Annotated in this window: 22 protein-coding genes and 1 tRNA gene; 4 read left to right on the plus strand and 19 right to left on the minus strand. The window is 47.8% G+C overall.

Annotated elements, in window-relative coordinates:
• Window positions 1–46 precede the first annotated feature (46 nt).
• Window positions 47–122, plus strand: a tRNA-Phe gene (locus tag NG99_RS11150).
• Between the two features lie 797 nt (window positions 123–919).
• Here NG99_RS11150 and iolE read toward each other — a convergent pair.
• From iolE to NG99_RS11170, 4 genes are all read right to left on the minus strand, one after another.
• Window positions 920–1,816 carry a myo-inosose-2 dehydratase gene (gene iolE, locus NG99_RS11155; protein WP_034892301.1) on the minus strand — a complete coding sequence of 299 codons (897 nt, stop codon included), beginning with the start codon at window positions 1,814–1,816 and terminating at the stop codon, window positions 920–922.
• A gap of 91 nt (window positions 1,817–1,907) precedes the next feature.
• Window positions 1,908–2,687, minus strand: a complete 780-nt coding sequence (locus tag NG99_RS11160; protein WP_034892304.1) for a TIM barrel protein — start codon at window positions 2,685–2,687, stop codon at window positions 1,908–1,910.
• Window positions 2,688–2,696: 9 nt separating this feature from the next.
• A complete protein-coding gene (locus tag NG99_RS11165; RefSeq protein ID WP_034892305.1) occupies window positions 2,697–3,704 on the minus strand; it encodes a Gfo/Idh/MocA family oxidoreductase in 1,008 nt (335 codons plus the stop codon).
• 33 nt (window positions 3,705–3,737) lie between these two features.
• Window positions 3,738–5,189, minus strand: coding sequence for a sugar porter family MFS transporter (locus NG99_RS11170; protein WP_034892309.1), 1,452 nt, complete (start codon window positions 5,187–5,189; stop codon window positions 3,738–3,740).
• 205 nt (window positions 5,190–5,394) lie between these two features.
• Here NG99_RS11170 and NG99_RS11175 point away from each other — a divergent pair, with 205 nt between their 5' ends.
• Window positions 5,395–7,383, plus strand: coding sequence for a sigma-54 interaction domain-containing protein (locus NG99_RS11175; protein ID WP_034892384.1), 1,989 nt, complete (start codon window positions 5,395–5,397; stop codon window positions 7,381–7,383).
• Window positions 7,384–7,425: 42 nt separating this feature from the next.
• Here the strand turns inward: NG99_RS11175 and NG99_RS11180 are convergent, their stop codons facing one another.
• The 8 genes from NG99_RS11180 to NG99_RS29685 all read right to left on the minus strand — a co-directional run bounded on the left by NG99_RS11180 (window position 7,426) and on the right by NG99_RS29685 (window position 17,323).
• On the minus strand, window positions 7,426–8,736 hold the full coding sequence (locus NG99_RS11180; protein ID WP_034892312.1) for a c-type cytochrome: 1,311 nt from the start codon (window positions 8,734–8,736) through the stop codon (window positions 7,426–7,428).
• On the minus strand, window positions 8,729–10,519 hold the full coding sequence (locus NG99_RS11185) for a GMC family oxidoreductase (RefSeq protein WP_034892315.1): 1,791 nt from the start codon (window positions 10,517–10,519) through the stop codon (window positions 8,729–8,731). The genes NG99_RS11180 and NG99_RS11185 overlap by 8 nt, the downstream gene beginning before the upstream one ends.
• A 19-nt stretch (window positions 10,520–10,538) precedes the next feature.
• The gene (locus tag NG99_RS11190; protein WP_034892318.1) at window positions 10,539–11,273 is read right to left on the minus strand and encodes a gluconate 2-dehydrogenase subunit 3 family protein; all 735 of its coding nucleotides are present in this window, start codon (window positions 11,271–11,273) and stop codon (window positions 10,539–10,541) included.
• A 542-nt stretch (window positions 11,274–11,815) separates the two neighbouring features.
• Complete coding sequence (locus NG99_RS11195) at window positions 11,816–12,841, minus strand: LacI family DNA-binding transcriptional regulator (RefSeq protein ID WP_052130661.1); 1,026 nt, start codon at window positions 12,839–12,841, stop codon at window positions 11,816–11,818.
• Window positions 12,842–13,041: 200 nt separating this feature from the next.
• The gene (locus NG99_RS11200) at window positions 13,042–14,061 is read right to left on the minus strand and encodes a tyrosine-type recombinase/integrase (RefSeq protein ID WP_034892321.1); all 1,020 of its coding nucleotides are present in this window, start codon (window positions 14,059–14,061) and stop codon (window positions 13,042–13,044) included.
• A 77-nt stretch (window positions 14,062–14,138) separates the two neighbouring features.
• Complete coding sequence (locus NG99_RS11205; RefSeq protein WP_034892324.1) at window positions 14,139–15,623, minus strand: TraI domain-containing protein; 1,485 nt, start codon at window positions 15,621–15,623, stop codon at window positions 14,139–14,141.
• A 128-nt stretch (window positions 15,624–15,751) separates the two neighbouring features.
• Window positions 15,752–16,738 (minus strand): ArdC family protein, encoded by a 987-nt coding sequence (locus tag NG99_RS11210; RefSeq protein WP_034892327.1) that lies wholly within the window; start codon window positions 16,736–16,738, stop codon window positions 15,752–15,754.
• Window positions 16,739–16,819: 81 nt separating this feature from the next.
• Window positions 16,820–17,323: a hypothetical protein gene (locus tag NG99_RS29685; RefSeq protein WP_034892330.1), complete on the minus strand. Its 504-nt coding sequence runs from the start codon at window positions 17,321–17,323 to the stop codon at window positions 16,820–16,822.
• A 302-nt stretch (window positions 17,324–17,625) separates the two neighbouring features.
• On the opposite strand from NG99_RS29685, the gene NG99_RS11220 reads away from it, so the two are divergent.
• The gene (locus NG99_RS11220; RefSeq protein WP_157032610.1) at window positions 17,626–19,383 is read left to right on the plus strand and encodes a HEPN domain-containing protein; all 1,758 of its coding nucleotides are present in this window, start codon (window positions 17,626–17,628) and stop codon (window positions 19,381–19,383) included.
• 12 nt (window positions 19,384–19,395) lie between these two features.
• Here NG99_RS11220 and NG99_RS11225 read toward each other — a convergent pair whose 3' ends face one another.
• Window positions 19,396–20,283, minus strand: coding sequence for an integrase domain-containing protein (locus tag NG99_RS11225; protein ID WP_034892337.1), 888 nt, complete (start codon window positions 20,281–20,283; stop codon window positions 19,396–19,398).
• 814 nt (window positions 20,284–21,097) lie between these two features.
• Between NG99_RS11225 and NG99_RS29230 the strand changes: the two genes are divergently transcribed.
• Window positions 21,098–21,415, plus strand: a complete 318-nt coding sequence (locus tag NG99_RS29230) for a DUF3742 family protein (protein ID WP_198138763.1) — start codon at window positions 21,098–21,100, stop codon at window positions 21,413–21,415.
• Window positions 21,416–21,498: 83 nt separating this feature from the next.
• On the opposite strand, the gene NG99_RS11230 is transcribed toward NG99_RS29230, so the two are convergent.
• From NG99_RS11230 to NG99_RS11255, 6 genes are all read right to left on the minus strand, one after another.
• Window positions 21,499–23,007 carry a conjugal transfer protein TraG N-terminal domain-containing protein gene (locus NG99_RS11230; RefSeq protein ID WP_034892340.1) on the minus strand — a complete coding sequence of 503 codons (1,509 nt, stop codon included), beginning with the start codon at window positions 23,005–23,007 and terminating at the stop codon, window positions 21,499–21,501.
• The gene (locus NG99_RS11235; protein WP_034892343.1) at window positions 23,007–23,327 is read right to left on the minus strand and encodes a hypothetical protein; all 321 of its coding nucleotides are present in this window, start codon (window positions 23,325–23,327) and stop codon (window positions 23,007–23,009) included. Before NG99_RS11235 ends, NG99_RS11230 begins: the two co-directional genes overlap by 1 nt.
• A 1-nt stretch (window position 23,328) precedes the next feature.
• Window positions 23,329–24,744 (minus strand): integrating conjugative element protein, encoded by a 1,416-nt coding sequence (locus tag NG99_RS11240; protein WP_034892346.1) that lies wholly within the window; start codon window positions 24,742–24,744, stop codon window positions 23,329–23,331.
• Entirely contained in the window at window positions 24,741–25,658 is a 918-nt protein-coding gene (locus tag NG99_RS11245) for a TIGR03756 family integrating conjugative element protein (protein ID WP_408606402.1), read from the minus strand. The genes NG99_RS11240 and NG99_RS11245 overlap by 4 nt, the downstream gene beginning before the upstream one ends.
• A 41-nt stretch (window positions 25,659–25,699) precedes the next feature.
• Window positions 25,700–26,092, minus strand: coding sequence for a TIGR03757 family integrating conjugative element protein (locus NG99_RS11250; RefSeq protein ID WP_034892352.1), 393 nt, complete (start codon window positions 26,090–26,092; stop codon window positions 25,700–25,702).
• A gap of 217 nt (window positions 26,093–26,309) precedes the next feature.
• Window positions 26,310–26,714 (minus strand): hypothetical protein, encoded by a 405-nt coding sequence (locus tag NG99_RS11255; protein ID WP_034892356.1) that lies wholly within the window; start codon window positions 26,712–26,714, stop codon window positions 26,310–26,312.
• Between the last annotated feature and the right edge of the window lie 8 nt (window positions 26,715–26,722).

Consider the following 26,722-nt stretch of genomic DNA (forward strand, 5'->3'; position numbering starts at 1 on the left):
AAAGCCATTGACGCCCTGCGGCCAGTAAGGTTTAATGCGCCCCGTTGCCCGGATAGCTCAGTCGGTAGAGCAGGGGATTGAAAATCCCCGTGTCCGTGGTTCGATTCCGCGTCCGGGCACCATACATCGAAGCACACTGGTTAGAAGTGAGATCTCTAACGGGTGTCTAAACGAAGGTGGTGTTCAAAGCAACGGTGACTGCATTGACAGATGCATCATCCAAGATTGAACATAAAAATCTTCAAGAAAGGGTATCAGTTGCTGATGATGCCCTTTTCTTGTTGCTACAAATAATTACAATATTCCCCTCTTCTGTCAACCCTGCCATTGCACCAGTTTTGATTTGAAATGATGTTCATCATTTTCGTTTCACACTTTAAATGTGAATGTTTGGATGAGCATTTAAAAAATACTCATACACTAAATTCTGATACTGACATCAGACTTACAATAAACACCAAATCCAACTTAATTAAAAAATAAAAACTCTTTTTAATCACCAGATATGAGTCATCATGTCTCTTGAAAGATAATAATAAAACAAGAATAAAATATAATTTTTCATTTCGGTTAAAGATAGTTTCTGTATAATTAATACCTCACCCAAAAAATTCATTTCACTATGCATTCAAATGAACGCTACGACGCAGAACTTGACTGCCGAATAGATGTAATATTATTGGATATAAAGTTCTGGGAATGGCAAGCAGACAACGCTACTAGTAACGCAGATAAGCACTTTGCAATGATTGTCATAGCTGATAAGGTTGCGAGGCTTCAGATAGCTTTGGATATTAAAAAGAGAAGAATAGAGGCGTATTGGATTGTCAATTAGCTTTTAATATTAAATTAAAAAAGGCGCTCAATGAGCGCCAAGCGACCCTACATAGTAACTCAACGGTTACTTTTTATTGGAGACTCAGATTCCAATCTTATCTCTGACCCAAGATCGCGCTTTCTTGACAGTTTCGAAAGGCGGTGCTTTTTCGGGATCTTGTTCTGCTTCAATAATTATCCAACCATCATAGGTTGAATCTTTAAGGAAATTAATTACTGGGGCGTAATTAACAATGCCGTCTCCAGGAACTGCGAACAAGCCGTTTCTGACTGCATCATTGAAGCTAAGGTCATTGTTGATCACATTGTCTAATACATCGCCTCGCACATCCTTCATATGAATGTGTGCAACACGATTGCCATAGTTTTCAATGACCCAGCTGATATCCACGCCTGCAGCGGTAGCGTGGCCACAATCAAGAACGATACCCACTAAATCATTGGTTGCTTCAAGGAAAGCTTTAAGCTCATCGTTAGTTTCAACCACCATCATCAGGTGATGGTGGTAAGCGAGGCGTAGGCCATAAATTTTTAACAGTGAGACAGAAAGGTTATTCAGTTTCTGTGCGTATTGCTCAAGGCTAATATTCGCTAAGGCTGGAGACAGGGATAATGGCTCATCCAGAGGGGCACTTCCGGGCATTGCCCCACATTCTCCATAAACCATAACTTTTGCGCCAAGTGACTTCAGCAGTAATGCATGATCGTGAACGGCTTCAAGCTCTTCTTCGAAACTACGCTCGGCAAGAAATCCGCTAAACCAGCCAGATGCTAACTTGAGTTTTGCGTTGGAGAGTATTGGCTGAAGTTTATTAATTGTTCTGGGGAATTTACGACCTAACTCAATTCCTTCATAACCAGCTGCAGCAGCCTCTTCCAGACAAGTTTCCAGCGGAATATCACCGCCAAGATCTTCCAATACGTCATTTGTCCAGGACAGTGGGCTAACGCCAACACGAATACGCTTTGATACGCTCATAATTCTATCCTTCAAAATAAAAAGCATCGTTTCCGATAACCTGAGAAACGATGCTAAGTAGGTTCTCAGAGACTCTGAGGAAATATCGGTATTACAAAGTGAATGCTTCGCGGAAGGCTTCTAACGCCACCACTGAATCACCTGATGCCCAACCTTCCAGTGCTACAACACCGTGATAATTGATACCCTGGAGGGCACGAGCAATGGCTTTATAGTTGATTTCACCTGTTCCCGGCTCTTTACGGCCCGGTACGTCAGCAACCTGAATTTCACCGATATGCTTCTCACTTCTCTTGATTAGCTCTACCAAATTACCTTCGCCAATCTGAGCGTGATAAATATCCAGGTTCATTTTCAGGTATGGGCTGTTTACGGCGGCAACCAACGCCAGAGTGTCTTCCGCTTTTGCAAAAGGCGTACCCGGATGATCAACAGCAGTATTCAAGTTCTCGAGTGTGAAAACCTTGCCAGCCTTCTCGCCCAATGTAGCGAGTGCATCGAGCGTCTTTTTGGCTTTCAGCCACATCTCACCGGTTACGATCTCAACAGGCTTAGCTGGCAAGCCTACGTTGTTAAGGCCTGTACCATGTAAGTTCAGAGAAGGGCAGCCCAGGCGGCGAGCAACTTCGATTGACTCATTAGCGCTGGAAAGCAGCTGAGCAATCTCATCACTGTCGGTAAGGTTGCCAGAGATATATCCGGTCATTGAAGTGATACGAGCGCCGATTTTAACCAGTGCATCGATGTCTTTCTTCGTCCAGTCCCAGATTTCAACGCCGAAGCCCATAGCGTGAATGCGTTCTACACGCTCAAGAAATGGTAGGTCGAGAAACACCATTTCAGCGCAGACGGACAATGAGTAGTTAGACATGTAAAATCCTTAGAGATTGATCGGCTGAGACTGTTGAACAGAAGCAATACATGCCAGTGCGATTTCCAGTGCATTGCGTGCATCTTCGCCAGTTGCTTTCGGGGTTTCGCCGGTAGCAACACAACGAACGAAGTCGGTCAATTCAGCCACATAAGCGTCACGCAGCAGATCAGTATCACGACGAGCTGTATCAATAGAGATGCCGTCAGCGGTGTAACGTACACAGTTGTTCACATTGATATTGCCAGCTTGCAGCATGCCTTTACTGCCGAAGACTTCACCACGTACGTCATATCCATAAACAGCCTGGAAATTAGCTTCTGCAGTAGCGATCGCGCCGTTGTCAAAACGAATGTTCACTACGGCGGTGTCCAGCAATCCACGATCTTTAAAATCAGGGCGCACTAACGCATCGGCAACGGCATAAACCTGAGTCGGCTTTGCGCCTGGGTTCAGATGTAGCAGGATGTCGAAGTCATGGATTAATGTTTCCAGGAAAATAGTCCAGTGTGGGATTGGGGTAGGATCGCCTAAACCTGGGTCGCGCGTAGTTGAGCGCAGCAACTGCGGAACGCCAATTTTACCGGCTTTGATTTCTTCATAAGCGGAAGCGAAACCACTCACAAAACGACGGTTGAAGCCAACCTGCAATGCAACACCGGCTTCTTTAGCCGCGTTGATGGCTTTATCCGCCTCTTCCAGCGTGACAGCCATTGGCTTTTCACAGAACACGCCTTTGCCGGCTTTCGCTGCGGCTACGGCCAGCTCAGCGTGAGTTCGTGCTGGTGATGCAATGACTACTGCGTCAATTTCTGGATCATTCAGCATTGCCTGTGGGTCGGTGTAAGATTTTTGCGCGCCCAGCTTAGCAGCCAGCTTCTCAGCCGCGCCCGGAACAGGATCTGCAACAGCGACTAATGTTGCTCCTGGAATACGTTGAGCAACAGTTTCACCATGAAAACTGCCCATACGACCAGCGCCAATCAGACCTACGCGCACAATATTTTTTACAGACATGTAACTCTCCTCAGTATGTAGGGTATTTAAGGCTTACTTTTGCGAAACAGATTCTGGTGTAATGAGTGGTTTTTGCTCATGACCAAAACGACGGGATTTTGAGAGCATTAGTGGTTCGATGTGTTCCAGCGATACACCTTTTGTTTCTGGCAGGAATCGACCAACGAACCAGAAAGCGATCACGCTGAACCCACCGCATAACAGCAGCGGGAAAGCGCCGTGGAAATGCTCCATCAAAGCCGGACTGCGGTTCATCATTGGGAAGCTCTGCGTCACGATGAAGTTTGATACCCACAGTGAACAGAAGGCGTAACCCATTGCGACAGCACGCATACGATTTGGAAATATTTCAGAGATCAAAAGCCATGCACCAAGACTCCATGAAAGGCCAAAGACAAAGATGAAGCCCACTAATCCAACCACCGGCAGGTAACCTTTGGCTTCATTCATAAATGCCCAGGAAGTGAAGAACAGGAATGCGGCGCACCCTAAAGCTCCCCAACGCAGCAACGGAATACGGCCCACACGGTCAAATGCAACCAGCGCAATACTCACACCGGCTAACAGTGCTAACCCGAGGAAAATACTCTGGAAAAGAGAATCCTGCGTGTTGCCTGTTACGTTCTGAAGAAGTGACGGTGCGAAATACATTAGGATGTTGATACCGGAGACCTGCTGCAGTACAGCGATGGCACAACCAATCCACAGGATGTATGACGCCTTTTTGTCTTTAAGAATGCCGCGTTGCGATGGCTCGCTGGTCGAAGCTGAATCAGCAGCAATTGAATTACGGATTTCGGTATAAAGGCGTTCTGCGTGAGCGGTATTAGAAAGAGATGTCAGTACCTTCAGTGATTTCTCTCTCTTGTTATGCATCGCATACCAGCGCGGTGATTCTGGCATAAAGAAGGCCATCACTAGGAACAGCACACAAGGAACCAGTGCCGATGCCAGCATCCAACGCCAGCCCATTGAAACAATCCATTCGTGAGCCATGCCTTTGGCGATCAAGTAGTTCACTACGTAAACAACTAACTGACCGCTCACCATCAGCATTTGCTGCATACCTAGCATTCGTCCACGCAAATCTTTTGGAGATACCTCCGCGATGTAGAGTGGAGTAACGGCAGATGCCATCCCTACAGCCAGGCCGCCGATCATGCGATAAACAACGAACCAAGTCAGGTCTGTAGCTAACGCTGCGCCAATTGCAGAAATTGCGAACAGAACAGCCGTTATAACTAATGTCGCTTTACGGCCAATGCGATCCGTGAGGCGTCCTACTCCCCATGCGCCAATAACACATCCCAGGATAACGTTTGATACAGCCCAGCCACTTTCGGCTGGCGTGAGTGATAAATGTTCGGTTAGTGGATCAATAACGCCTGAGATGACTGAAGCGTCATAGCCAAGGATGATCCCGCTAACTGAAGCGATGGCACAGATGAATATGAGGTAAGGCACATTGTGCTTTCGTGTAGACATTTCATTACTTCTCCACGTTGGTTTTTTTAAGTTATTTGTCTTTGTAGGTAAGACGTAACTACTTAGCAACGGGTGTGCCAAGTCACACTCCACTGTTTTATAAGGAAATAAAAAAGACATCGATCACAAAGTGTTTATAAAAAAGACATGTCTCCATAACATGTCTATAGAATGGACACATTCAAAGCAACTAAGAATGAAATCTATGAACCATTTTCATGAGATGACCTGGGATGAAGAATGGGAGCTGATCGCGAAGCTGAACCATGAGCAGGGATTTGCTGAGTACATTGAAAAACTGGGAATGGCCTGGAAAGCTTTTGAACAGGGCGAAACCCCTATAGGCCTACGTTCTGCTATTCACGCATCATGGCTACGTAGCCATACAGAAGGCATTAATGCCTATCGCTTCGAATATCAGTTCTGCGATGAGAGCGAATTGCGCAGACTACTTGCTCGAAACGCGCTGTTAATCTCAATAGCGCGCGACATCATGCGTAATCTGCTTGCCTATAATCCTGATGGCCACATCAATCTGACCGACGCCAATGGCATAACACTTCACTTTTGTGGCCAGGATCTAACGCCAGTAGGTAGTATTCTCAGCGAGGTAATATCAGGCACCAACTGCACTGGTCGATGCCTGAAAGAGAATAAGCTGGTTTATATGCTAAGCGCAGAAAACTATAAAGAAGCGCTGCGCATTCGTGGCAAACATTGTGCGGCTGCCCCTATCAGGGATGAGAATGGCGTTATGCTTGGCGTTCTGACTTTGACTGCTAACCCCGGCTGTTTCCACTACCACACTTTGGGAACCGTTCAGGCCGCTGCAGAGGCGATTTCACAACAGCTTATTTTGCGGCATCTGGTTAACGAACAGGAATCAGTGATGGAATCGCTGAATGAAGGTGTTCTGGTCGTCAGTGAACAAGGGACTATTCGACAGATAAACCGCTATGCCCGCGAGGTACTCGGCATACAAGGGGATGTACGCTTCCAGGATGCTGATGAAGTTTTACTCCCTGAAGGTTGCTCGTTGAGGGCGCTGCCAGCCTGTAAGGATCGAAATATTGCTCTTTGCCCAAGCCCCGATGCACGTATCTCATGCGTGATTTCAGTTGTCGTGACTCCCGAAGGTGGTCGCGTCATTTCAATGCGTGATAACCGACGTGTACGAGATATGACGCGTCGTGTTATTGGCAGCAGCGCCAGCTACAATTTTGATATGATTCTCGGCCAGTCAAGGGTGATGCAGGATACCCGCAATAAAGCTCGTAATGCCGGGCGCAGTGACAGCACCGTGCTTCTGACAGGCGAGAGCGGAACGGGCAAGGAGCTATTTGCTCAGTCTATCCATAATGGCAGCACCCGCAATACCGGTCCGTTCCTTGCAGTTAACTGTGGCGCTATTCCTCGCGATTTGGTGCAAAGCGAATTATTTGGCTACGAAGATGGCGCATTCACCGGTTCGAGACGCGGTGGTGCTGCGGGCAAATTTGAGCTAGCGGATGGAGGAACACTATTCCTCGACGAAATTGGTGATATGCCTCTTGATGCTCAGGCAAGTCTTTTACGTGTATTGCAGGAAGGTGAAGTGATGCGTATTGGCGGTAAACGACCGCTGAAAGTGAATGTTCGTATCGTAGCTGCAACCAATCGCGATTTAAAAAAAGATATTGAGAATGGCTCTTTCCGTCGTGACCTCTATTTTCGCCTGAATGTGATCAGCCTGCCTATTCCGCCTTTGCGTTCAAGAAAAGAAGATATTAAAGAGCTGGCTGACTGGTTCTGTGAAAAAATCTGCCGCGCGCTCAATCGTGAACGCGCACTATTTTCCAGTTCGGCGTTGCAGTTGATGGAAACGTACGACTGGCCAGGAAATGTGCGTGAGCTGGAAAACATCGTTGAGCGAACCATAAACCTGACGGAAACGGACGACATCCGAGATAAGGATCTTCCCGAGGAGCTTCGTCTACCTGCTTATGCTGATTTAGGCATACCAAGTGAGGGCGCGAAAAGTTTTAATCTGAAGGATGGCGAAAAGACGTTGATCGAACTTTGCCTGATGGAAAAACAGGGCAACATGCGTCAAGTCGCCATCGCGCTCAATCTTTCACGCGGTGCACTCTATAACAAGATGAAGCGATATGGGATTGAACCCCGTGATTTCCGCAGGCTAAGTCATGAAGTCTAAATCTGCGATAACAAGCCGTCCTGATGGGCGGCTTGCTTTCAATCACTTGTTGTTTGATTCACCTAGCCATGGCCGAGCATTCATATCTTTACGTGCGCTAGCGACATCACTAGTGCTGACTGCTGGAGCAGCATTACCCCAGCTATTACGTACATAGGTCATCACGTCTGCAATGTTGCTATCTGACAATTTCCACGCAAAATCTGGCATCCCTGCAGATGTGGGATTGGCATGTGTGAAGGGGCCTTCACTGCCGTTAAGCACGACATTCAACAGGCTCGAAGGATCTTCTGCGTTGATTTGTGGATTTTTTGCCAGTGTTGGAATCATATTGCGAATACCTGATCCATCAGATACATGGCATGCATTACACTGTGATTCGAACACTTTTTTGCCCACAACCATCGCAGTATCACTACTATTGATGGCCGCAGGCCTAATTGCCACAGAAGCGGGTAGTGATTTCAGATAGTGAGCAATCGCTTCTAAATCACTTTGCGTCATGTGCTGAGTCGAGTTTTCGATCGCTTCAGTCATAGGGCCTGACGATGCAGCCATGCGGTTAGTGCCTGAACGCAGATAATTTACGATGTCTTCCTTGCTCCATGAGCCGAGTCCAGTATATGGATTCGGCGTAATGTCCGGTGCATGCCAGCCCTCTAAGGTTCCGCCTTGCAAGTATGCAGATGAGTCTCCACCAAGGAAGTTTTTTGCCGTGTGGCAGGAAGCACAGTGGCCCGGTCCGTCGACAAGATATTGACCGCGATTGAGCTGAGCACTATGACTGATGTCAGGTTCAAACACTCTGTCCCGGAAAAACATGAGGTTCCAACCGGCGAGGGTCCATCGCTGGTTAAATGGGAAAGGTAGCTGGTTTTCCAGTACTTTATTTTTCACTGCAGGGATGGTGCGGATGTAAGTCCAAAGGTCTGTTAGATCCTGATCGGTAAGCTTGGCATAGGCGTTATAAGGCATTGCCGCATAGAGATGGCCATGTGAACCAATGCCATGACGCACGGCTCGGTCAAACTGTTCCTGCGTCCAATTACCAATACCAGTCTCTTTGTCCGAAGTGATGTTAGAAGACAGAATGTTACCAAATGGAGTTTCTAACTTATAACCACCGGCAAAAGGTTGACCGCCATGTGCAGTATGGCAAGCAGTACAGTCAGACAAGCGAGCCACATATTCGCCGCGTTTTATCTGCGCCTGTAATGCTTCCCCCGTTTCTGGCTGAATCGCTTGCGGATAACTTTTATGCACATCGTATTGCACCAATGCGGTGTAACCCAATGCGCCTAATACCGCCAGATAAACGATGCCTAACCCGGCACGTCGGATTTTTTTAGACATTGTTTGCTCCTTTGCGTACCAGTGAACCCGGATTTTTCAGGTAATCATTCACGATGGCATGTGCCGTCCAAAGCGTAAGAGCACTAAGGGTAATAGTCGGGTTGTAACCAGCATTGTTAGGGAATGATGACGCTCCCAGAACGAATAGATTGTGTGCATCCCAGTGCTGCTGATAGCGGTTAAGCACTGAAGTCTTAGGGTCTAATCCCATCACTGCGCCACCGATAGTGTGTGAACTGTCGTAAGGAGTGAATGGCGAATTATGCTTGTCCGGGATTGAAACGATTTCCCATGAGGTAGCACCAGACTTTTTGCAAATCTCTTCCATGCGATCGCGAATGTAGTCCGCCATGCGTTTGTCGTTTTCGTTGTAATCGAACGTCATCCGCATCAATGGCTGACCATTGTCATCTTTGTAGTGTGGGTCGAGCGACAAGTAGGAATCTTTATGCGAATAAGAGGTGCCTTGCCCCTGAATCTTACCGAAGTTCTGGTAGCTCTTTTGGAACGCTTTTTTCCACTTTGAACCCCAAAGTTTAGTGCCTGGCGGCACGCGGTCAGCCAGACTCAGTGGGGTGCCTTGATCTGATAACGCCTGAATGCCTGCGCCGCCCAAGAAACCTAAGCCGGTGTGGTCGAAATTATCACCATTGAAGTCATCTATTTGCGTTGAGAGCGCACCGGTCGAAATGAACGGATTCATATGCTCATTTTCGAAATAGAGGAACGCATTAACCATCGTTTGATAGTTATAGGCGCGGCCTAATGTACCCTTACCGGTAGCAGGATCGTATGGCGTGCCAATTTCAGACAACAGCAATAGTCGAACGTTATCCAGCTGATAAGCTGAGATACACACGATATCAGCGGGTTGGAAACCAGTATTGCCATCTGAATCAAGGAATGTCGCGCCAGTAACAGTCTTCCCGTCTTCTGCTTTCTCAATGCGCAACACAGTGCATTCTGTCAGCATCGTCAGATTAGTGCGGTCCATCAGGGCTGGAATAACACAAGCGTTGGGTGAGGATTTTGACCAGTTACCGCAGCCGTATAAACCGCAATATCCGCAATAGGTGCAAGGCGCGAGGTTGATTCCTAGTGGGTTGGTGTATGCGGCACCAATCGTACCCCCCGGAATTGGGAACGGGTGATAGCCCATACCCTCTGTAGTTTTATGAAAGATATCATTCCAATGGGAACGGATAAGCGGCGGTGTTGGATATTCGCTTGTACGGCTGCCCTCAAACGGATTGCCGCCATCCTGTTTAACACCTTTGATGACACCCGCTTTACCTGAAATTCCGGCGATTTTTTCAACGCGATCGTAAAATGGTTCAAGTTCTTCATAGGTCACGCCCCAATCCTGAACGATTAGGCCATCGGCCAATTTCATATTGTGATAGCGCTTCTTTAAACGAGTTTCCATCTCAAAATCGGAAGGGTTAAAGCGCCAGGCATTCGCTGCCCAGTGCTTACCTGCGCCACCAACGCTGTTGCCCATCATGAAAATGTTGAGTTCACGTGCGGGCTGAGCTTTCTGGTCAGGCGAGTTACGGAAGGTCAGCGTTTCCACACTTGGTGGTTTCAAAATCTCACGACGTACCCCATAGCGCAGCTCATCTGCAGCAATAGCTGGCGAGAAATTCTTTTGCGTTTGTTCCCATGCGCCACGTTCAATAACAACAATATTGAGTCCTGCACGGGTCAGCTCTTCTGCCATGAGAGAACCGGCCCATCCCAGGCCGACGATTACGGCGTCAGCTTTTGGTCTGGTGTAATTCATATTTTAACCTTACGTCTGATTATGCTTTCAGGAGATCAATAATGCTGACTGGCTCGATAGAGAGTTTTTGGCCCTTCAGATTGGCAACGTCGCGATAGTCATAGCGAGCGCCTGGGAAGCCGATCATTTTCCAGCCAACCATGTTGCGGTTCCCGCCATAAATCGGATCTGCGAGGAAGCCTTCCATTACGTTGGAGAGAAACTGGCCAAACAGCGATCCTGAAGACGTAAAGCTTGGATAATTAAATTTTGACGCTTCCATCTGATCCAGATAGTGGTCTTTTTCATCGTCGGATAAATCAACAAATGATTTACCGAGAGTATCTTTGCAGTGTTGTTCCAGCTCCATGAGCCCTGTGCGGTAAATTTCGCGTGGGGTTAACGGACTCTGATTGCCCTGAGATTCGGTCCCTTGCTCATAAGGTCCGCCTTTATAGCGCCATGCTGCATCGCCATAACTTCCGGCGAGTTGATTATCAATGAACACAACGCAACCTGCGTCAGATGCGCCAATACTGATATCATCCGCAGGAATAAGACGATCAAAAATTGCTTTGACCAACGTTGCTTCACGTTCAGTCAAAAACAATCTTTTAGTCGGATCAGCGGGAGTAGGAGGTAAAGTTGCTTTAGCTCGCCACAGCTCACCACCTTTAAATACTTTTTCAGCTGCACCGGCTGGTTTAAATATTGATGCAGCTGTTCCTGTGCTTGCCAGCACCAATCCTGCCTGAATAAAACTTCTACGTTTCACACGATGCTCCAAAATACAGAGTCACCGACTAACCGAACCACGCTCACTAAATAGATAAGGTGAATCTTATAGACAGTGTTTTATAGAATAATTAACTGATTTAACTATTAAATCAGACCACATAACTATCCTGCTTTTTAATATTACATATCCCTGAAAACGCTTTGGTGCAGCAAACATTGCGAAACGTTTTGTCCCATACATCACAAGGTCATCACCTCATTACAGAATGATGCCAGTTTCACCTTGTAACCATTGCCAACACCAGAGTTGTTGCGATTATGTGTATATCTGCCATCGATGGCAATGGATTTTTGCCATCGATGGCAAGAGAAGGTCTACTATTGCAAGGGGCTTTTTAATTAGTTTTTATTATAATAATCAGGTAATTAACTAACGTGGTGGTTAGGTTTTTTGAAATGAACTAAAAGTGCGATTTCTATAGGGGATGTTATAAGGATTGTAGTGGCTGTATCTTTTTTAGACACATCAAGGCACGGCTTAAGCTTAAACCCTGTCTAATTTGACCCCGTCATAGAGGGTCAAAGGGTTGGCTTAAGATGGGATTTACGTACTCGAATTTCACCAAACCGCCAGTCACCATTTTCGTCGGAAATCCCATCAATAAGGCGGTTAATAGCCTCGGTAATTTGAAGATCGGCCCGTTGAGACCATGTGGTTAATTCCCAGGTTGTTGTTCGAGCTTCAGCTATATCATCAAAACCCACGATACCAATATGAGCCCCCTGACCGAAATCTCTTACCGCCTGAATAGCGCCAACGGCCAAGACATCGTTTTCACAAAAGAGTGCATCAATCCTGTTCTCTTCGGGAGTATTTTTTAAATGTTCTGTAATCAGCTTATATGAAAGTTCGCGATCGTAATGGCCTGAAATAAATATTTTATCAATATTCTTATTTGCTTCTTTCAAACTAGTGCGAAAGCCATCAATGCGCATTAACTGGGATGATGGCGTGTCATGACCCTTCATGTAAGCAAATCGTTTATAGCCTTGTTGAATGAGTAACTCTCCGAGCTGTTTAGACGCATCAAAACCATCGATATTGACGACATCAACATCAGGATTGTCGGTGCTACGGCATATATGAAATGAAGGTACGTGATAAAGTTCTTTTGCTGTTACGATTAACTCATCTCGTAAAATCGTAGCAGCAAATATCATTCCATCAACCTGCATTTGCCCAGCCATATTAAGCACCGACATATATTCTTCTTCGGAGCTTACATTAAATAAAATGGTCATGTATCCACGGTCGCCTAACTGCTTACTGACCTCATCCAGGATCATCAGAGTGTGTGGATTTTGAAATTCATCGACCAGAATGGCAATCAAGTTGGTTTTCTGATTTTTAAGGCTACGAGCCAACAGGTTTGGACGAAATCCCAGTTTGTTGGCAGCTTCCATGACCGCTTCTCTGGCATGAGATGAAATCGACGCCCCATCTTTGAAAGCCCTCAACACGGTGTATTTGGAGACGCCAGCAAGTTCCGCCACTTCAGTAGCTGTTGCTTTTTTCTTCTTTTTTTTATCGTCGATTTTGTGCATTACTAACTGGACCAGGAAGATTGAGAGTCACGAGAGCTTATCATAAAAACCTCAGATAATCAGTAAGCTCACGGATTGCTATTAAAAGTAAATAAGATGGAATGCAATTAACAAAACTGAGGATAAATCAATAAATAATAAATTTAGCGGCAGCAGTAATAACTGCTTGCCGCCATTTAAATAGGAGTCGGAAATTAGTATTATTCAGAATCAATGTTACTCATTATCCTGCCATCTGTATAAAGGCCTAACTCGCGCTCCAATGTACGACCTGTAACATCAAGGTTGATATCAATATACTCCATGGTTGTCGTAACGCTTCGATGCCCAAGCAATCCTTTTACCATTTGCAGGTTACGATCGGGAGACTTCATCAGCTCGGTTGCAAGGGTGTGTCGGAACCGGTGCGGGGAGACAGCAAATCCGCACTCCTTAGATAAGCGCCTGAAAAACGATTTAACCGGTTGTAATGTTGCAACGGGGGGCAAGCTCTCTCTTTCGAACTCTGTCCATAGAAATCGATTAACGTCAAAGATAGCATCTCCAACTTCTGCACCATTTTCTATAGCTCGTCTTACCAAGAGCTGAAGTTGCGGCTTGAGTGGGCCTACAATCGGAACGCGCCATTCTCTATGTGTCTTACTGCCATCAAGGCGCAGTTCGATCCAATTTTCTTCAAGATTAACGTCCATAAGTCGTACGTGCATCAGTTGGTTCACACGCATGCCGGTGTAGCGAAGTGTATCTAACACGGCAATCCAAAACCATGCAGGATGCAATGCGCAGCGCTTCATTTCAGCAATAGAAAGTTGATGATCCAAATCAGCATACTGCTGCATCAGGAGATAAACACGAGTCAACTGTGGCCTGGATAATGTCTTCTTACGCTTATTATCCGCCCTCACCAGAACATCGTTGAATGGGTTTTCAGCTTGCGGAATAAGACTCGCTTTCATAGCAAAGTTCATCAACGCGCGCATGTGCGCAACTTTGTTATTCCAGGTTATAGCTGCAGAGCCTTCGACATTAATCACATGCCGTCGCCACTGTTGAACGTCACGACGAGTTATTTCACATGGCTTACGCTCCATGCCGTAATATCTTCTGAATACATTGACGACTTTTCGGTAACTCCACTCCGTTTGAGGGCGCAGATACTTTACGAAAAAGTATTCATCCAGCAAAAATTCCCAGCTTGTATTGGTATCAACCTGACTCATAACCTTTCCTTCGATCAGCAATATAAAATGCCACCCTTTAAGCAGCAGCTCTCCTCCATACACCTTCCAGAAAAGCGTCAGGGAACCACTAGAAACTGACTGTCATCCGGCACATCAGAGCTACGGATGATCATCGTGGATTTGACCAGATAGCCTTTCACACGTTTGTAAGGGCCGTTACGGTCGGCACTGTTGTAGAGAGTGGCAAACGTAAAACGTTTACCATTGTTACGCCGATGTCGGTTGAGTCTTTCAAACCCTGCCTGAACGTTTTCGCGCTCATCAGCAGACTGACCGGTTTGCTTCAGATATCGATAAAATATGCCCGGTACAAGCAGGAAAACAAAACCAGCGACCAGTTGCACGCGTGAATCTGCTTCATTGCACGCTATCGTTCCATTTTCGAGACCCTCAACCAGCCAAGACCAAAATGTCTCGCCGATCTGTTTCTTAGAAATCTGTGAGGTCATCTCAGGTGTTACGGGGATCGATTCTGGAGCAAGCGGCTGCATTTGATAACCATTGCTGACGTATTTTTGATCACTTTCGGAAGATCCGTAGGTCGGCATATCAACACAATCAGAATTGTTCGCAGTGATTCGACTACCATTCTGGATGTGAAATTCATTTATATCAGTGCCATGATCGCTTTTCTTTAAATCATTGATGTTGATTTCGATTTCACCATTAGTTAAATGGCTATTTTTTATAACATCACAATGACTAAAGTATTCCTCGTATATTGCGTCGTCATACTGTCCTGTAGGGATTTCAGCGGAAAATTCACTCGGCATTTTCGGATGTAAATTTGGATTTATTTGCTCCAAATTTTGGCCTTCATTTAATTCGGCTGATAATAATTGCGCCTGCACTTTGTTGAGTAATGCATGGACCTGCTTTTCTGTTGAATTGATTCCGGCCAGTTCAAGAAACAGACAATCCCGTGCATTGGGCTGTTTTTCCAGCCAATTTAACGCGATTTTAGGCAACATCGAGACAGTGAATGCCAGTCTGATTACACTTTCTTTAGCTGGCCCTTCTGAATGACGGGTTTTTCTGAATCGATATTGCTGATCCGGCGCGCTCGAAATTGGCTGCCAGATATGCCCATCTTCCAGTTCCGCTTCGATGTAAAGCAACTCGGGAACGTGCCAGTAAAGCGCAAGCCAGAACACCACGCAGTTCCAGTGACTGGACTGCGCAGCCTGATCTTCAGGTGCAGCATTGGCAGGAAGCACCATGCCTTTAGATAGCTGCAGCATAGTGACGGTGTGATGCAGAGTGAGATCCAGCAATCCGCCGACTCTGTTCCAGCCGGTGATCCGCGTGGCAGGTAAGTTTTGATAACGTTCGGCAAGATTTTGCAGTGGTTCCAGGCAGAATTCTGCATATGCAGATTTCGACAGTAATGAGCTCTGCCAGATTTTCTTCAGCAGTGCCTGACGTGTTGGCATGCCGAACAACGATTGATGGTTTTGCGGTGTGAAGTAGCCTTCTCGTTTGACTGGTAAAGAGGGCTGAAAATTGCTGCGTCTGAACTTGTTTTGTAATTTTGGGAACATGATTCACCTCCAGATCGGAGGCACTATCGTTCCAGGCTGCAAGCAATCACAGCGTAAAATCATTTTTGAAAAATGCGATTAAATTGCCCAGCATAAAGAAACCATCCCCGGAAGGAGATGGTTTGGTTTCAGGCTGCGTCTTCTTCAGCTGCTTCATGAAGCGGTTTAAGCAAGTGTTCTGAAGCTTCACGAGCCATACGGCAGGCGCGGAACAACGCTTTCTTATCGGACTTCAGTATCTTCAGCCAGTGATCGATATAGCTGTCGTGCTGCACCTCGCCATAAACGCCCAAATGCGCGCAGAGGAAGGCACTGCCCAGCTCAGCAATCAACTCTTCAAAGGCATAAACCGGATCGCCAAACGTGCGGGAAGTCGATGTTATGCCTTCCCGATCGAGTCGGCTGTGATGGCCGGTTGCATGCACTAGCTCATGCAACAAAGTCGAACAAAAGTCTGCTTCGGTAAAAAACTGCTTACGCAGCGGCAAGACGATTTGATCCTTCATCGAGTTGTAGTAAGCCCGGTTTTGCTCGGAGTAACTGACGCGAACGCCAGATTCACCTGCAATGGTCACAATGTCATTGAAGACTGGCGCGCTCAACGTATCAACGGATTCATCATCCAGAATTTCAGGCGCAGCGCCGATGATTTTTTCCGGTAGTCCTTCGCATTGCTCGATATTGAACAGCATTATGCTGCGCAACATGATGCGTTGCTCCATCACCGTATCACCTTGTGCGTTGGTGTGCGGTTGGCCAGCTTTGTCGGTGGATTCAACCTCAAACGGTTTGAAGAACACCGCCACAGTCGCTTTCTCGCCTTTGCGAACGTTACCACCGGCAGCTTGCGCCTGTTTCCACGTTAGCCAGCGATTGGAATTGAACCCTTGCTCCTCAGCGGACAGCCACAGCAGCATGATGTTGATGCCGTTGTAGTGCCGACCGGTCGATGCATTTGATGGTATTGGTGATTCAGCGAAACGCTTGCTGTCTCGCCACGGTTTACGCCAGGGTAAAACTCCTAGCTCGATCGACGCGACGATTTTGTCGGTGACTTGCTGGTAAAGATCAACTTGGTTGGTTTGTGACTTACGGGGTTTACGTTTGGTAGGCATTAGATACTCCTCAAAAGGCGCATCTATCCCCCTGATGGCGAAGAGATGCGCCACAGGGTGGTGGGTGAATTGAAAACGAAGTTATTCGTCTTTGAGTGTGATGGATTCCGGGATTGGCCACTTACCGCCTAAGTTGAGCGATAGCCAGACCTGAACGTTGGTCCATTCTTCCAGCGTGCCGTCTGAACCGATGTTGTAGCAGCCTGGACAGAAGCGGTGTGCTATCAGCAACGTCGCTTTAACCATGAAGTCGTATGGTCGGGATGGCGTCCAAAGGAACGTGGTTTTACAAAAACCGTAGCCCGATGAATGCTGGCTGAGGTGAAACGTCTCATATGACATATCCGAGCGTTCTTCGCCGTTGAACGCGATCGCCGGTTGGCCATCGAGTCCTTCTACGAGTAAATCGCTTGGTTTAAGTAGTGGATATTGGCCGTCAGCAGTGCAAAGCACCATTGGGTCCAGATAACCTGGTATATGCCGGTTTTGGGTGAGCAAAAAAACGTTGGCGACTTGTGTTGTTAACAGCAGCCACTGATCGTTGGGTACAGATTTCACTTGGTAATATGAGTGAACATAGCCCATGAATAAATCCTCCAGATTGTTTAGGTGGGGATTTATCCGCTAACGGGAGTAAATCCCCGTCAGGGTGGGTAATGCAAGCCGTATGGCGATGTGATGAGAGAACCTTAACCATCGTAGATGGCACCCGCTCTAAAGGTGTGCGAGTATTGGGACCGCCAGTTGGCGCTTCTTTTCGGGTCCGTGAAGCTTTTCGATGCGCATAAACTTTAACCTGTGAATATACTATTTTCAATAGAATGCAAATCATAGATGCCATGTTTATGATTGTTAAATTAAAAATCCTCTTTTAAATGGAAAATATTGTGCGATTTAGAAACCTTAGGAATTGGGATTTACCTGCAGAGAGCTCAAGCCTCCTTTATTTTTGTCAGATGTTCGAAGAAGCATTTTTCGACTTTAGCCTTGATACATACAAACCATCAGCAATGAATTCAAGTTTATTGTGCGGGGAGGCTTTGGTTGTAATTAATGCTGTAAAAAAAGGACAGATTAAAGAGCCAAATATAGACCATGTTCTTGAGGAGTTGTGCGATAGCATAGAAAAAGATCCTGTTGTACTGAGTCTTGTGGATATTGATCTGAAAGAATTCATATCAATTTTAAGACCACCCAAAACACCTATCGATGAGAAAAAAACTACGATTGAAGTTCTTTTGAGCTACATTAACCTCCCTAAGTACAAATTAAGAAATGAAGAGTTGCTAATTGGCCAAATCACTGAGATACATGACAAAAAAGCAATTAGGAATTTAGCTAGAAGTTATGGCACAACCTTGTTGAACTTCAATTACAGTGAACGCTACATTAGCGATTCAATTCAAAAATTCTTTTATCACGGGCAAAGACGTGTAGAAGGTAATGTCGCAATAAAGGAATTTCTAAAACTGTTTCCAAACTCACCCGACCAATTCTGCATAATATACAAAGGTCTAGATTTGTATTCTGGATTAGAAGATGCAGCAAAGGTCTTAAACATTTCCATTTCTGAAATATTCTCGGAGATAGAGGGTGTTGATATTAATAACAACACTAGAGGCATGCTATCTAAAACGGATGGTCTATATCTGAAAGTTGATAAAGTTGAAGCTATGGATTTAAGTTCAGCCAAGCAAAGCGCTGATGAAAGATTAAAGACTTTTGGGACAATTTTTTCCCTTTTCCATCATAAGGAGCAGTTATCCTTTAAGGATGAATGCTTAGTTATTAACTTAACTAAAGGGGAAATTAAGAAGAGAAAAAGTGGCGTTAACCCAATGCTTAAGTGTGTTGATACCACGAAAGTTAAATCCTTAATAAAAATAAATGAATTCATTACAAAATTTGGAATGAAGACAGGTTCATTTCAGAAGTTCGCGAATGCAGCTCAACTCCACTCAATGGCCTTAAATAGCAACTCAGAGCACAATCAAATAATAAACCTTTGGATAGCATTTGAGTCAATAATCCCCGCAAATAACGACAAAAGTAACATTTTGAACATAGTCGATTCTACTCTGCCTTTTCTTAATTTCACATACTATCCAAGATTAGTTCGAATGTTGACAAGGGATCTCATTAATTGGAATGGGAAGTTAACCCGCCAAGTGTTGAATGGCATTGATGGGGAGAGTGCACCGTTAAAAGTGATGAAACTTTTATCTCTACCAGAGTATAAAAATAAACTAGTTGAATTGAAGCAATCCACCAAAGATTTTCATCTCCTAAATGACAGGATAGAGTATTATGAATCCATAATGTCTGATCCCAAAATGATAACATCAGGCTTAGAAACACATTCTAAGCGTGTCTCTCAACAGATTAGAAGAATATATAGAGCTCGAAACCTCATAGTTCACACTGGTGTTATTCCAACATATACAAAAATTCTAATTGAGAATTTGCATGATTACTTGGATTTAATACTAGAAACAATAATTGAACTCAATGTTTCGCATGGAAAAATATCGACAATTGAACAGGGATTTAAGTTTATGGAGTTAAAAAATGCAACTTTCATAAGAAGAATATCTGCAAAAGGATTTACATTTAGCAACGATAACATCAAGGATGTATTTTATTAACCTTTAATGTTTCTAGGTATTATAAATACTCTTTACGTAAGATCCACGCCCATCACCATGCCCTAAATCCATCGAAACCATCGCCTCAGCTTCTTTCCTGCTGAGGCCGTTTTTCATATGCCACTCTGTAGCCTCACGTGAATATGCATATCTCAGGCTATGCGGTGCTTCTTTGCCCGTAAGCCCGGCATCCTTAGCCACATTTCGGTAGCGATCGATCGCGCTCCTCAGCCCAGCTCTATCAACCAACTTGCCGCCATGTTCTACCGAATACGTTACCGCTGCATTTAAGCTGCGCACCAGTTCATGGCGCCTGACGACCGTTGTATCTCTCGGTCTGCCGCCTTTAGTACCGAACACTACGCGCAATCGCTCATCCCCCCGCGCCAGCGCCTGCTGCCACGTTTTAAGCGATTTCGCCGACTGTACCGCTTCTTCAGTTCTCAGCCCGAGGTAACGCGCAATCTCCATCGCCAACGCGACACCTTCGTCTTTACTGCGTACGAGGGCGAGCGCCTCGTGAAAGCGCTCGTCCGTTATCGCCGTCTTTGATCCAGCTCGACTGGCACCTGACAGGTTGAGCGCATCGTTACTCAACTTCTCATGCTTTGGATCGGCCAGTTTGGTTCTGCCTGCGGTGGCCAGAATCGCGCGAAGTGCCGCCATCTCGTTTTGCAGTGTTCGCTTGGAAATATCTTCCGCCAGGCGGCTACGCACATAATGCTCGATGTGTTGAGTCCTAATATGGTTCACGTCCCTGATCTGGATGTTGAGTTTCAGCATCTGCTCAGCCAGCCGTACTGCTATTCGCGAGCGATCGGCAACGGTTTTAAAGCTGCCGCCAGATTGTCTGGCAAGCGTTACCAATTGCTTGCTGAACAGCTTATTTCCACGCGACATACTTTCTCCAAAACATCTCTACCCCGACGGCACGGTTTCAGGTTGCGCTTCCTGCGTCTCAGCGGATATCTGTGCATCGGGGCGGCGAAATGTTGAGTTGTTGCGAGGTCTCCACAGCTCTCAGAGCTGATCGCGGCTAATGCCGGTTCCTGATTTCTCAGGACGCCTCCGTCCGTCAGGTTCGCTGACGTCGCCTTGATATCGCGTTGATTTCCTCCTCAGATAAGTTGCCAACGTTCACTGAATGTTGGTGCGGTTGATAGTTGTAATAACGAACTACGTGTTGGTCAGACGGTAAGCGTCGTCGCAGAAGGCCGTATTACGTGGTGTTGACGTATACGCGCTGCGCGCGTCACTTGGTTGTTGCTACGCGCCAACGCAAGTGACGCCGCGCAGCTTCTGCCTGTATTTGCGAGGTACGTTCGTCGCCAAATGTTCCAAATGGCGGAAACGATCACGCAAACTGGCCGTGCGCTGTAGCTAGTATCGATGAGATGAAGTTGATTGAACCGTAGTGAAGTGATGGAAACCTTGGACGTTGCTTTTGCCCGCTACTTGCAAAGGTTGAGTAGCTTTGCCGGTTATCCCGGATGCAGCCGCCAAATGGCGTTTCTCACAGGCTGCTGAAACTTTCGCTGATGACCGCCGCTGGGGTGCCCCTTTCAGGTCATGAGGGCTTTGTTGGTTGCGTAAACAACTATGGCAACAAGCCCAAACTATCAACATTGCATTTGACGGTCAACAGGCGATATAGGTTGCATCATCATGTATTGGGATTAGACTTTGACATATACATTCTGGAATTGAGGCAATCGTGCGCATTCAAAATCGGCATTTCAGAGGTAAACTTAAAACGATTAAGAGTAAACTTCCTGCTTCGACTAGCAGTAGAGTTCTCCTCGCCTGTATTGTTTTGGCTTTTGCAATTTTTCTTTTCTACAATCTTTCAGGAATTATATTAATCGTCGCAGCTATTGTTCTCGGTGCTTTAATTTACGGTAATACCGAAAGCCACGTTACGGAGCACAATAGTACCGTTTTTGACGATGACGATGAGCCGCGAGGGGATGGTTATCGTGATGGGCCAGAAGGATATGGGTATTATTCAGGTGGCGTGAGAGATGATGATTAAGATTAACCTGTTAATTAACGCGTTGCCTTTATCGTTTTAATTAGCCCAAGAGTGAATTCGGCGCATCCGTTGCGCCTTCCATTTCATCCTATTCTACCACCTATTTTTTCTCCGACTTTTCCAGCAGCAGACTGAGTTGATTTCACGCCTGAGCTCATTGCATCGGCCAAACCGCCAACTCTAATTCCAGCCCAAGAAAATGCAGTCACCCACAGCATGGGTAAGAAAATAAACATCGCGCCCATTACAAAGTTCATAATCAAATCGTCAGAGCTATTCTGGAATCCAGCCGCATTCCAGCGACTATGCGTATCTGAACTATAAAGCGCTTCCATCAACCAGCTGTCGAGCCAGCGCGCCAGTTCCCACCAGAACGTCAGGAAATTAAGCGCGAACACCACAAAGCTGACAGTAATAACGGTTTTGAACTCATAACTACCGAACGCTAATATCAATGGCAGCATTACGTAAATGGCCATCAGTAATAAGGCCTGAACCATCGGTAATGCCTGGCGCATCGCATCAAATGCCGGGAACGCTGCCAAACTACCCAATGACATCCCCGCAATACTGCCGAGTCGGCTGGCGGAGTTATCAAGTGTGAAGTCGGCATTGCCGCCATAACCGGCATAGGTGCGGCCATTCTGCGACACGGTCAAACTTTCGGGGCTCACCAGGCGGCGAACAATGCTTTCTTTATATTCCGCGTTGTCCTTGCCCATCATTTTTAGTGCTGCAGACATGCGCAGCCACATGCCGGGTGAAGCCTGATCGACTACGCGCGCCTCAAGCCCGGTATCGGCGCTGGACCACCATTCGCGGCAGGTTGGATAACCACCACGACCGGTGTCAGGTCTGCCGCTGTCGCGGCTTTCGTTCCACGGGAATGATGCGCGTGGCGTCTTGGATTGCAGTTGATCGTAATAACCGCTGCCGTTCAAAAAAGTGTTGCTGCCCAGCCACTCAACATCGCGCAGCGCATCCTCCTCTTTCGTTTGTCCCTGATCCTGCTGCTTCCACAGGTAAAGCGCCAGCGCATAGCAATCGTTGGTGAAATCCTGCAGCTCGGCGGCGAGCGCCGGATTGCTGATGCGAGTATGCTGCACCTCAAAGCGCAGCTGGCGTAAATCCGGGCGGCAGGGAATTGTGGCCACAGCTGCCTGAGTGATGCCTTTGGATAATTTGTGCATCAGCACCCACCAAATTGGCGCTGCTGCCGTTTGCCCATCCATGCTGCTGATGATCGTCGAGTAGCCGCTTTCATCCGGCGCTTTTGGCGTCCAGGTGCCGCAGCTCTTGGAGCGGGATTCATCGTATTGAATGCTGTCGAGGCTGACATTGATGATAGGCAGGCAGCAAACCAGCATGACGAAAAACGCGCTGTAGAGCGCGTTCTCGATGCGTGGCAGTGACAGCTTACCTTTGTTGCCCTCGTCATCACCTTCCTCGCGCACCTTGAGCCAGATCCCCACCACTTTGAATATCAGCGGCACTGCAAACAGACCAGTGGATATCAGCAGACCCCAGATGCCGTTATTGATGATCCAACCCAGTAGGGTAAGAAAGAACTCCAGATAGCTGTTCGTGCTCATCAGTGGCCTCCTGTTGTGGAGTACAGCGCCCATTCCATGACGACGATATAGAGCGTGCCAATGCTGCAGATACGCAGAATCATGCGACGCCAGGCAGGATCTGATTTCTTCAATTGCCAGCATTGATAGGCGAAGTAAGCGGTTACTGCATAAATCACCAGCCGCCATATCAGCCAGGCTATCCAGGTTTTATCAAACCAGCGCATGAGATGCGTAAGTGCTTCAGGTGATTTACTGGCAGACCAGAACAATGCCAGAGTGATGCAGACTATTGCGGTGAGCGTTAACAGCCATGCGAAAACCTTCAAAAATTTACGCATCTCACTCCTCCCCGGATGGCGCAGAAAGCTGATTGAAACGCGAATCAGTATTTTCATGCGGCTGGCGCTGCGGGTTCGTTGTGGCGCGATTGTTCTCGCGATCGATAATGGTTAGCACGGAGTTGCGCGCCAGCTCGCGCTTGAGTTCCATTTCGTTCTTGAGGGCAGTGATTTCCCGATCGAGCGATTCAACGCGACGATCGCCCTCCTGCAGTGCTTCTGGCATTGCCGCTGCATTCGGCTCCGATTGACCGGTCACAATCATGCGGCGCATCAGCAACGCGGTTTCAACCGTGTCAGCCATTGCCAGTTCACCCGCCAGGCGGCCAACCAGCGCCGCGTTGTCCGGGTCGCGCTGCAGCGCTTTGATTACGCCGCTGGTGATCGCAAGGCTGCCGGTGCGCAGTTTCGCCAGATTCTCGGCATTGGGTTTCTCCGCGCCGTTAACCAGTTTCACCAGTTGCTCGCCATTGATGCGTGTAGCTTCTTCCAGCATGGGCGAAAAGCCGGTTCCGGCGACGCTGGCGCCCGGTTGCTGATCGATATCGCCATCGGTGCATTGTGCGGCATCTTTACAGGTGCGAATCGAGCGATCGCCCAGCACTTTAACCACTGCTGCTGCAGCTTCTTCAGAGTTAGCAAATTTGCCACAGCTGCCGCCACTGCAACTGTCACCCGTCACGCTGCCAGTGCTGGTAACAGCCAGGTTGTTCATCATGTTGTAGCCCGCAGCGGTGAGGTCATGAGTCGGGCGAATCGCGCGCTGGCCGCGACCACCGCGTTTTTCACCGCCGACCCAGTTGCTGCCTGACTCACCCGTCACTTTTTCACCGGCATCGTTTACGCGAATTGCGTCTACGTCGCCGCTGTTCACCAGCTTCTTGTACTCATCCATCGCGGCTTGCTGCGTCCATTTGCTGGAGTCCGAGAAATCCACCATGCGTTTGGCCATGTTCTGGCAGTTGAGCTGCGCCTTGTCGAACGCCACATTTGCCTGCAGCACACCGTTGGTGAGCATCTCATACAGACCGGGATTGGCGCGTTGGATCACCATCGCTGGCAAACTGGCCACTGCGCCAGTTGCACCCTGAACCACATCGCCCATCAGGTTTTTGAAACCGTTGGTCATACCGTTGAGCTGATTGCCCACGGTAGTTTTGAGGTCGAAGTTGCCGCACTGCAGATCTGAGCTCCAGCCAACATCCAGCCCCAATTTCTGCATGTTGCTGCGCGTGGCTGGCTGAGAGATCACCGAACCGCCGCCAAGGGTATAGAACAGCTTGTCGGACACCGCGCCGCTGGCGCTTTTGCCGTAGCCCATGCTGCTGTCCTGCACCTGCGGCAGCGAAACATCAAGTGCCTGCGCGCTGGTAGCAATCAACAATGCAGACGCGGCGAATGAAAAACGAGGGATCATGATTCACCTCCAAAGTCAGTGCTGTAGAGGAAGGTCTGGCCGCGTCGCTGACAGCAGCTGTATGGCTGCCAGAGTGCAAAGGCTTCATTACCATCAACGGCTGGCGTGAAATTGCCATCCGGGAAAACCGCGCAGCTTTCACTGAGCTGCGGAGACAACCGCTGCCATTTGTGGTTCTTGAGTCCGGTGTTTTCCTCAACCGGTCCGGGCGGCCAGTAGCCAGGGGAAGGATTGCCTTTCAGGGTTTGATAGACGTGCGGCTGCCCGGTGCGGGTGATGATGTCGGCAACTCGCTGCGCCACCACAGCGGCGGCTTTGTCGTCATCGGTCTGCGTGACAAAGCCCGATCGTGGATAGACGTTGCTCCACATGTTGGCCGTTGACTGGCTGCCAATCTCGCGCATGCCTGGTACCAGTGCTTCCGGGTAAAGCGATTCCGGTGTGCCGCTGCGCCATGCCAGCGTATCGAGCGTGCTGAGGAAGTAAGGATTCAGCGGCGTTGCCGCGCTCTCACAGGAATAGCCCGAAATACTGCCGCCGATTAGCGATGTCGCTGGATGGCCAATCGCGTCGGCGTATTTGAAATGCAGATTGGTTTTACGTTTACCCTGTGCTTTAAGTTCCTCATTAACGCCACCGGCTGGCACGCCATACATGCCGTTTTCGAGCCCGCCAGCCGTCTGGCTGACGAACGCCATTTCCTTCCAGGGATTCGCGCCGGGTTGTGCATATACCGACACCACGGCTTCTGGGATGAAGTGCGTTACTTTGACCGAAGTACGTACCTTGCAGCCCCACGGCGTGCAGAAAAGCCAGTAACAGATGCCGCTGACGCGCCAGCTGATGCAGGATGGAGAAACCGCGCTTGCGATGATCTGCGCGCTGGTGATCGCCGATTCGGCTACCGGTTGCATAGCGGCGAACAGCAGCGCGGTAGTTGCCAGCTTCGCGCGCGTCATGGATGGCCACCTTGCGCCCGGATGTTCTTAGCCAGATCCACATCGGTGGTGCCATAAACCACGTCCACGTCGTCGAAGACCACCGCTGGATATTTTTCTATGCCAAGCTTCCACGCAGCAATAACGCCGCGCCAGGCTTCCACTAATTGCTGCTGTTGATCCGCGCTCATGCGCTGCAGACCGCTTTTGGCCGTCTGCGCAGCGGCTTCCGGATTTCCGCTGAGCTGGCCAAACATCGCATTTTGCTGCTGGTCAGGTGCATCGAGAAACACCATGCGTGTATCGGCGTCAGCATTAATGGCTGGATGGCCGACTGTAGTGAAAACGGTAACGGCGGCAAAACCGGGAGATATTGAGCAAAGGAAAAAGAGTGGGATCAGCGACTTCATCAGACTTACTCCACAAAATGAGAGAAGCCCTAACGGTGCGCTGGATGCGAGTCGAGTACAGCAAACAACTCTGTGTCGGATATCGGGAATTAAATATCCCCGACCCGAAGGGGTGCAGAACAACTACGCCAGGTAGGTGTAACCTTTGGGTCGGGGACGGTGGAGACTATGCAAATTTTGGCACAGCTTCACAAGCAAGAGTGCTCCGAAACAGGCCTCATTTCATGTCTTTTGATGAGAGTTTATGCGCCAGATAAAGTTGGAGATAAAGCAGATCTGCTGCGTCTACAACTGTCATGTACCAGCGCGGATGATGATAGTCATCTTCCGTTGGCCAACTCAGGTGGCTATTCACTGTAATCAGCAGGTCAATCGAGCTGCACAGCTTACCTTTGAAGTGCAGCGCAAGGCATGAATGGCTACCAACGCGCTGCGGATGGCTGGTGATATGCACGGGCGGATTAACGCGCGTACGAATCTCATCGTATAGCCTGTCCAATAATGTCAGATCGCTCATCAGGATTTCAGGTTCACCCTGCGGCATCAGAGTAAAAAGCGTGCGTGCAGCATGCCGGGAAATTGCTTTGGTAATGCGGGGTACGGGATATTTTAGTTTTAACATACGGCTCC

Origin of the sequence: Erwinia typographi (assembly GCF_000773975.1) — a bacterium.
In the GTDB taxonomy this organism is placed as follows: Bacteria; Pseudomonadota; Gammaproteobacteria; order Enterobacterales; family Enterobacteriaceae; genus Erwinia; species Erwinia typographi.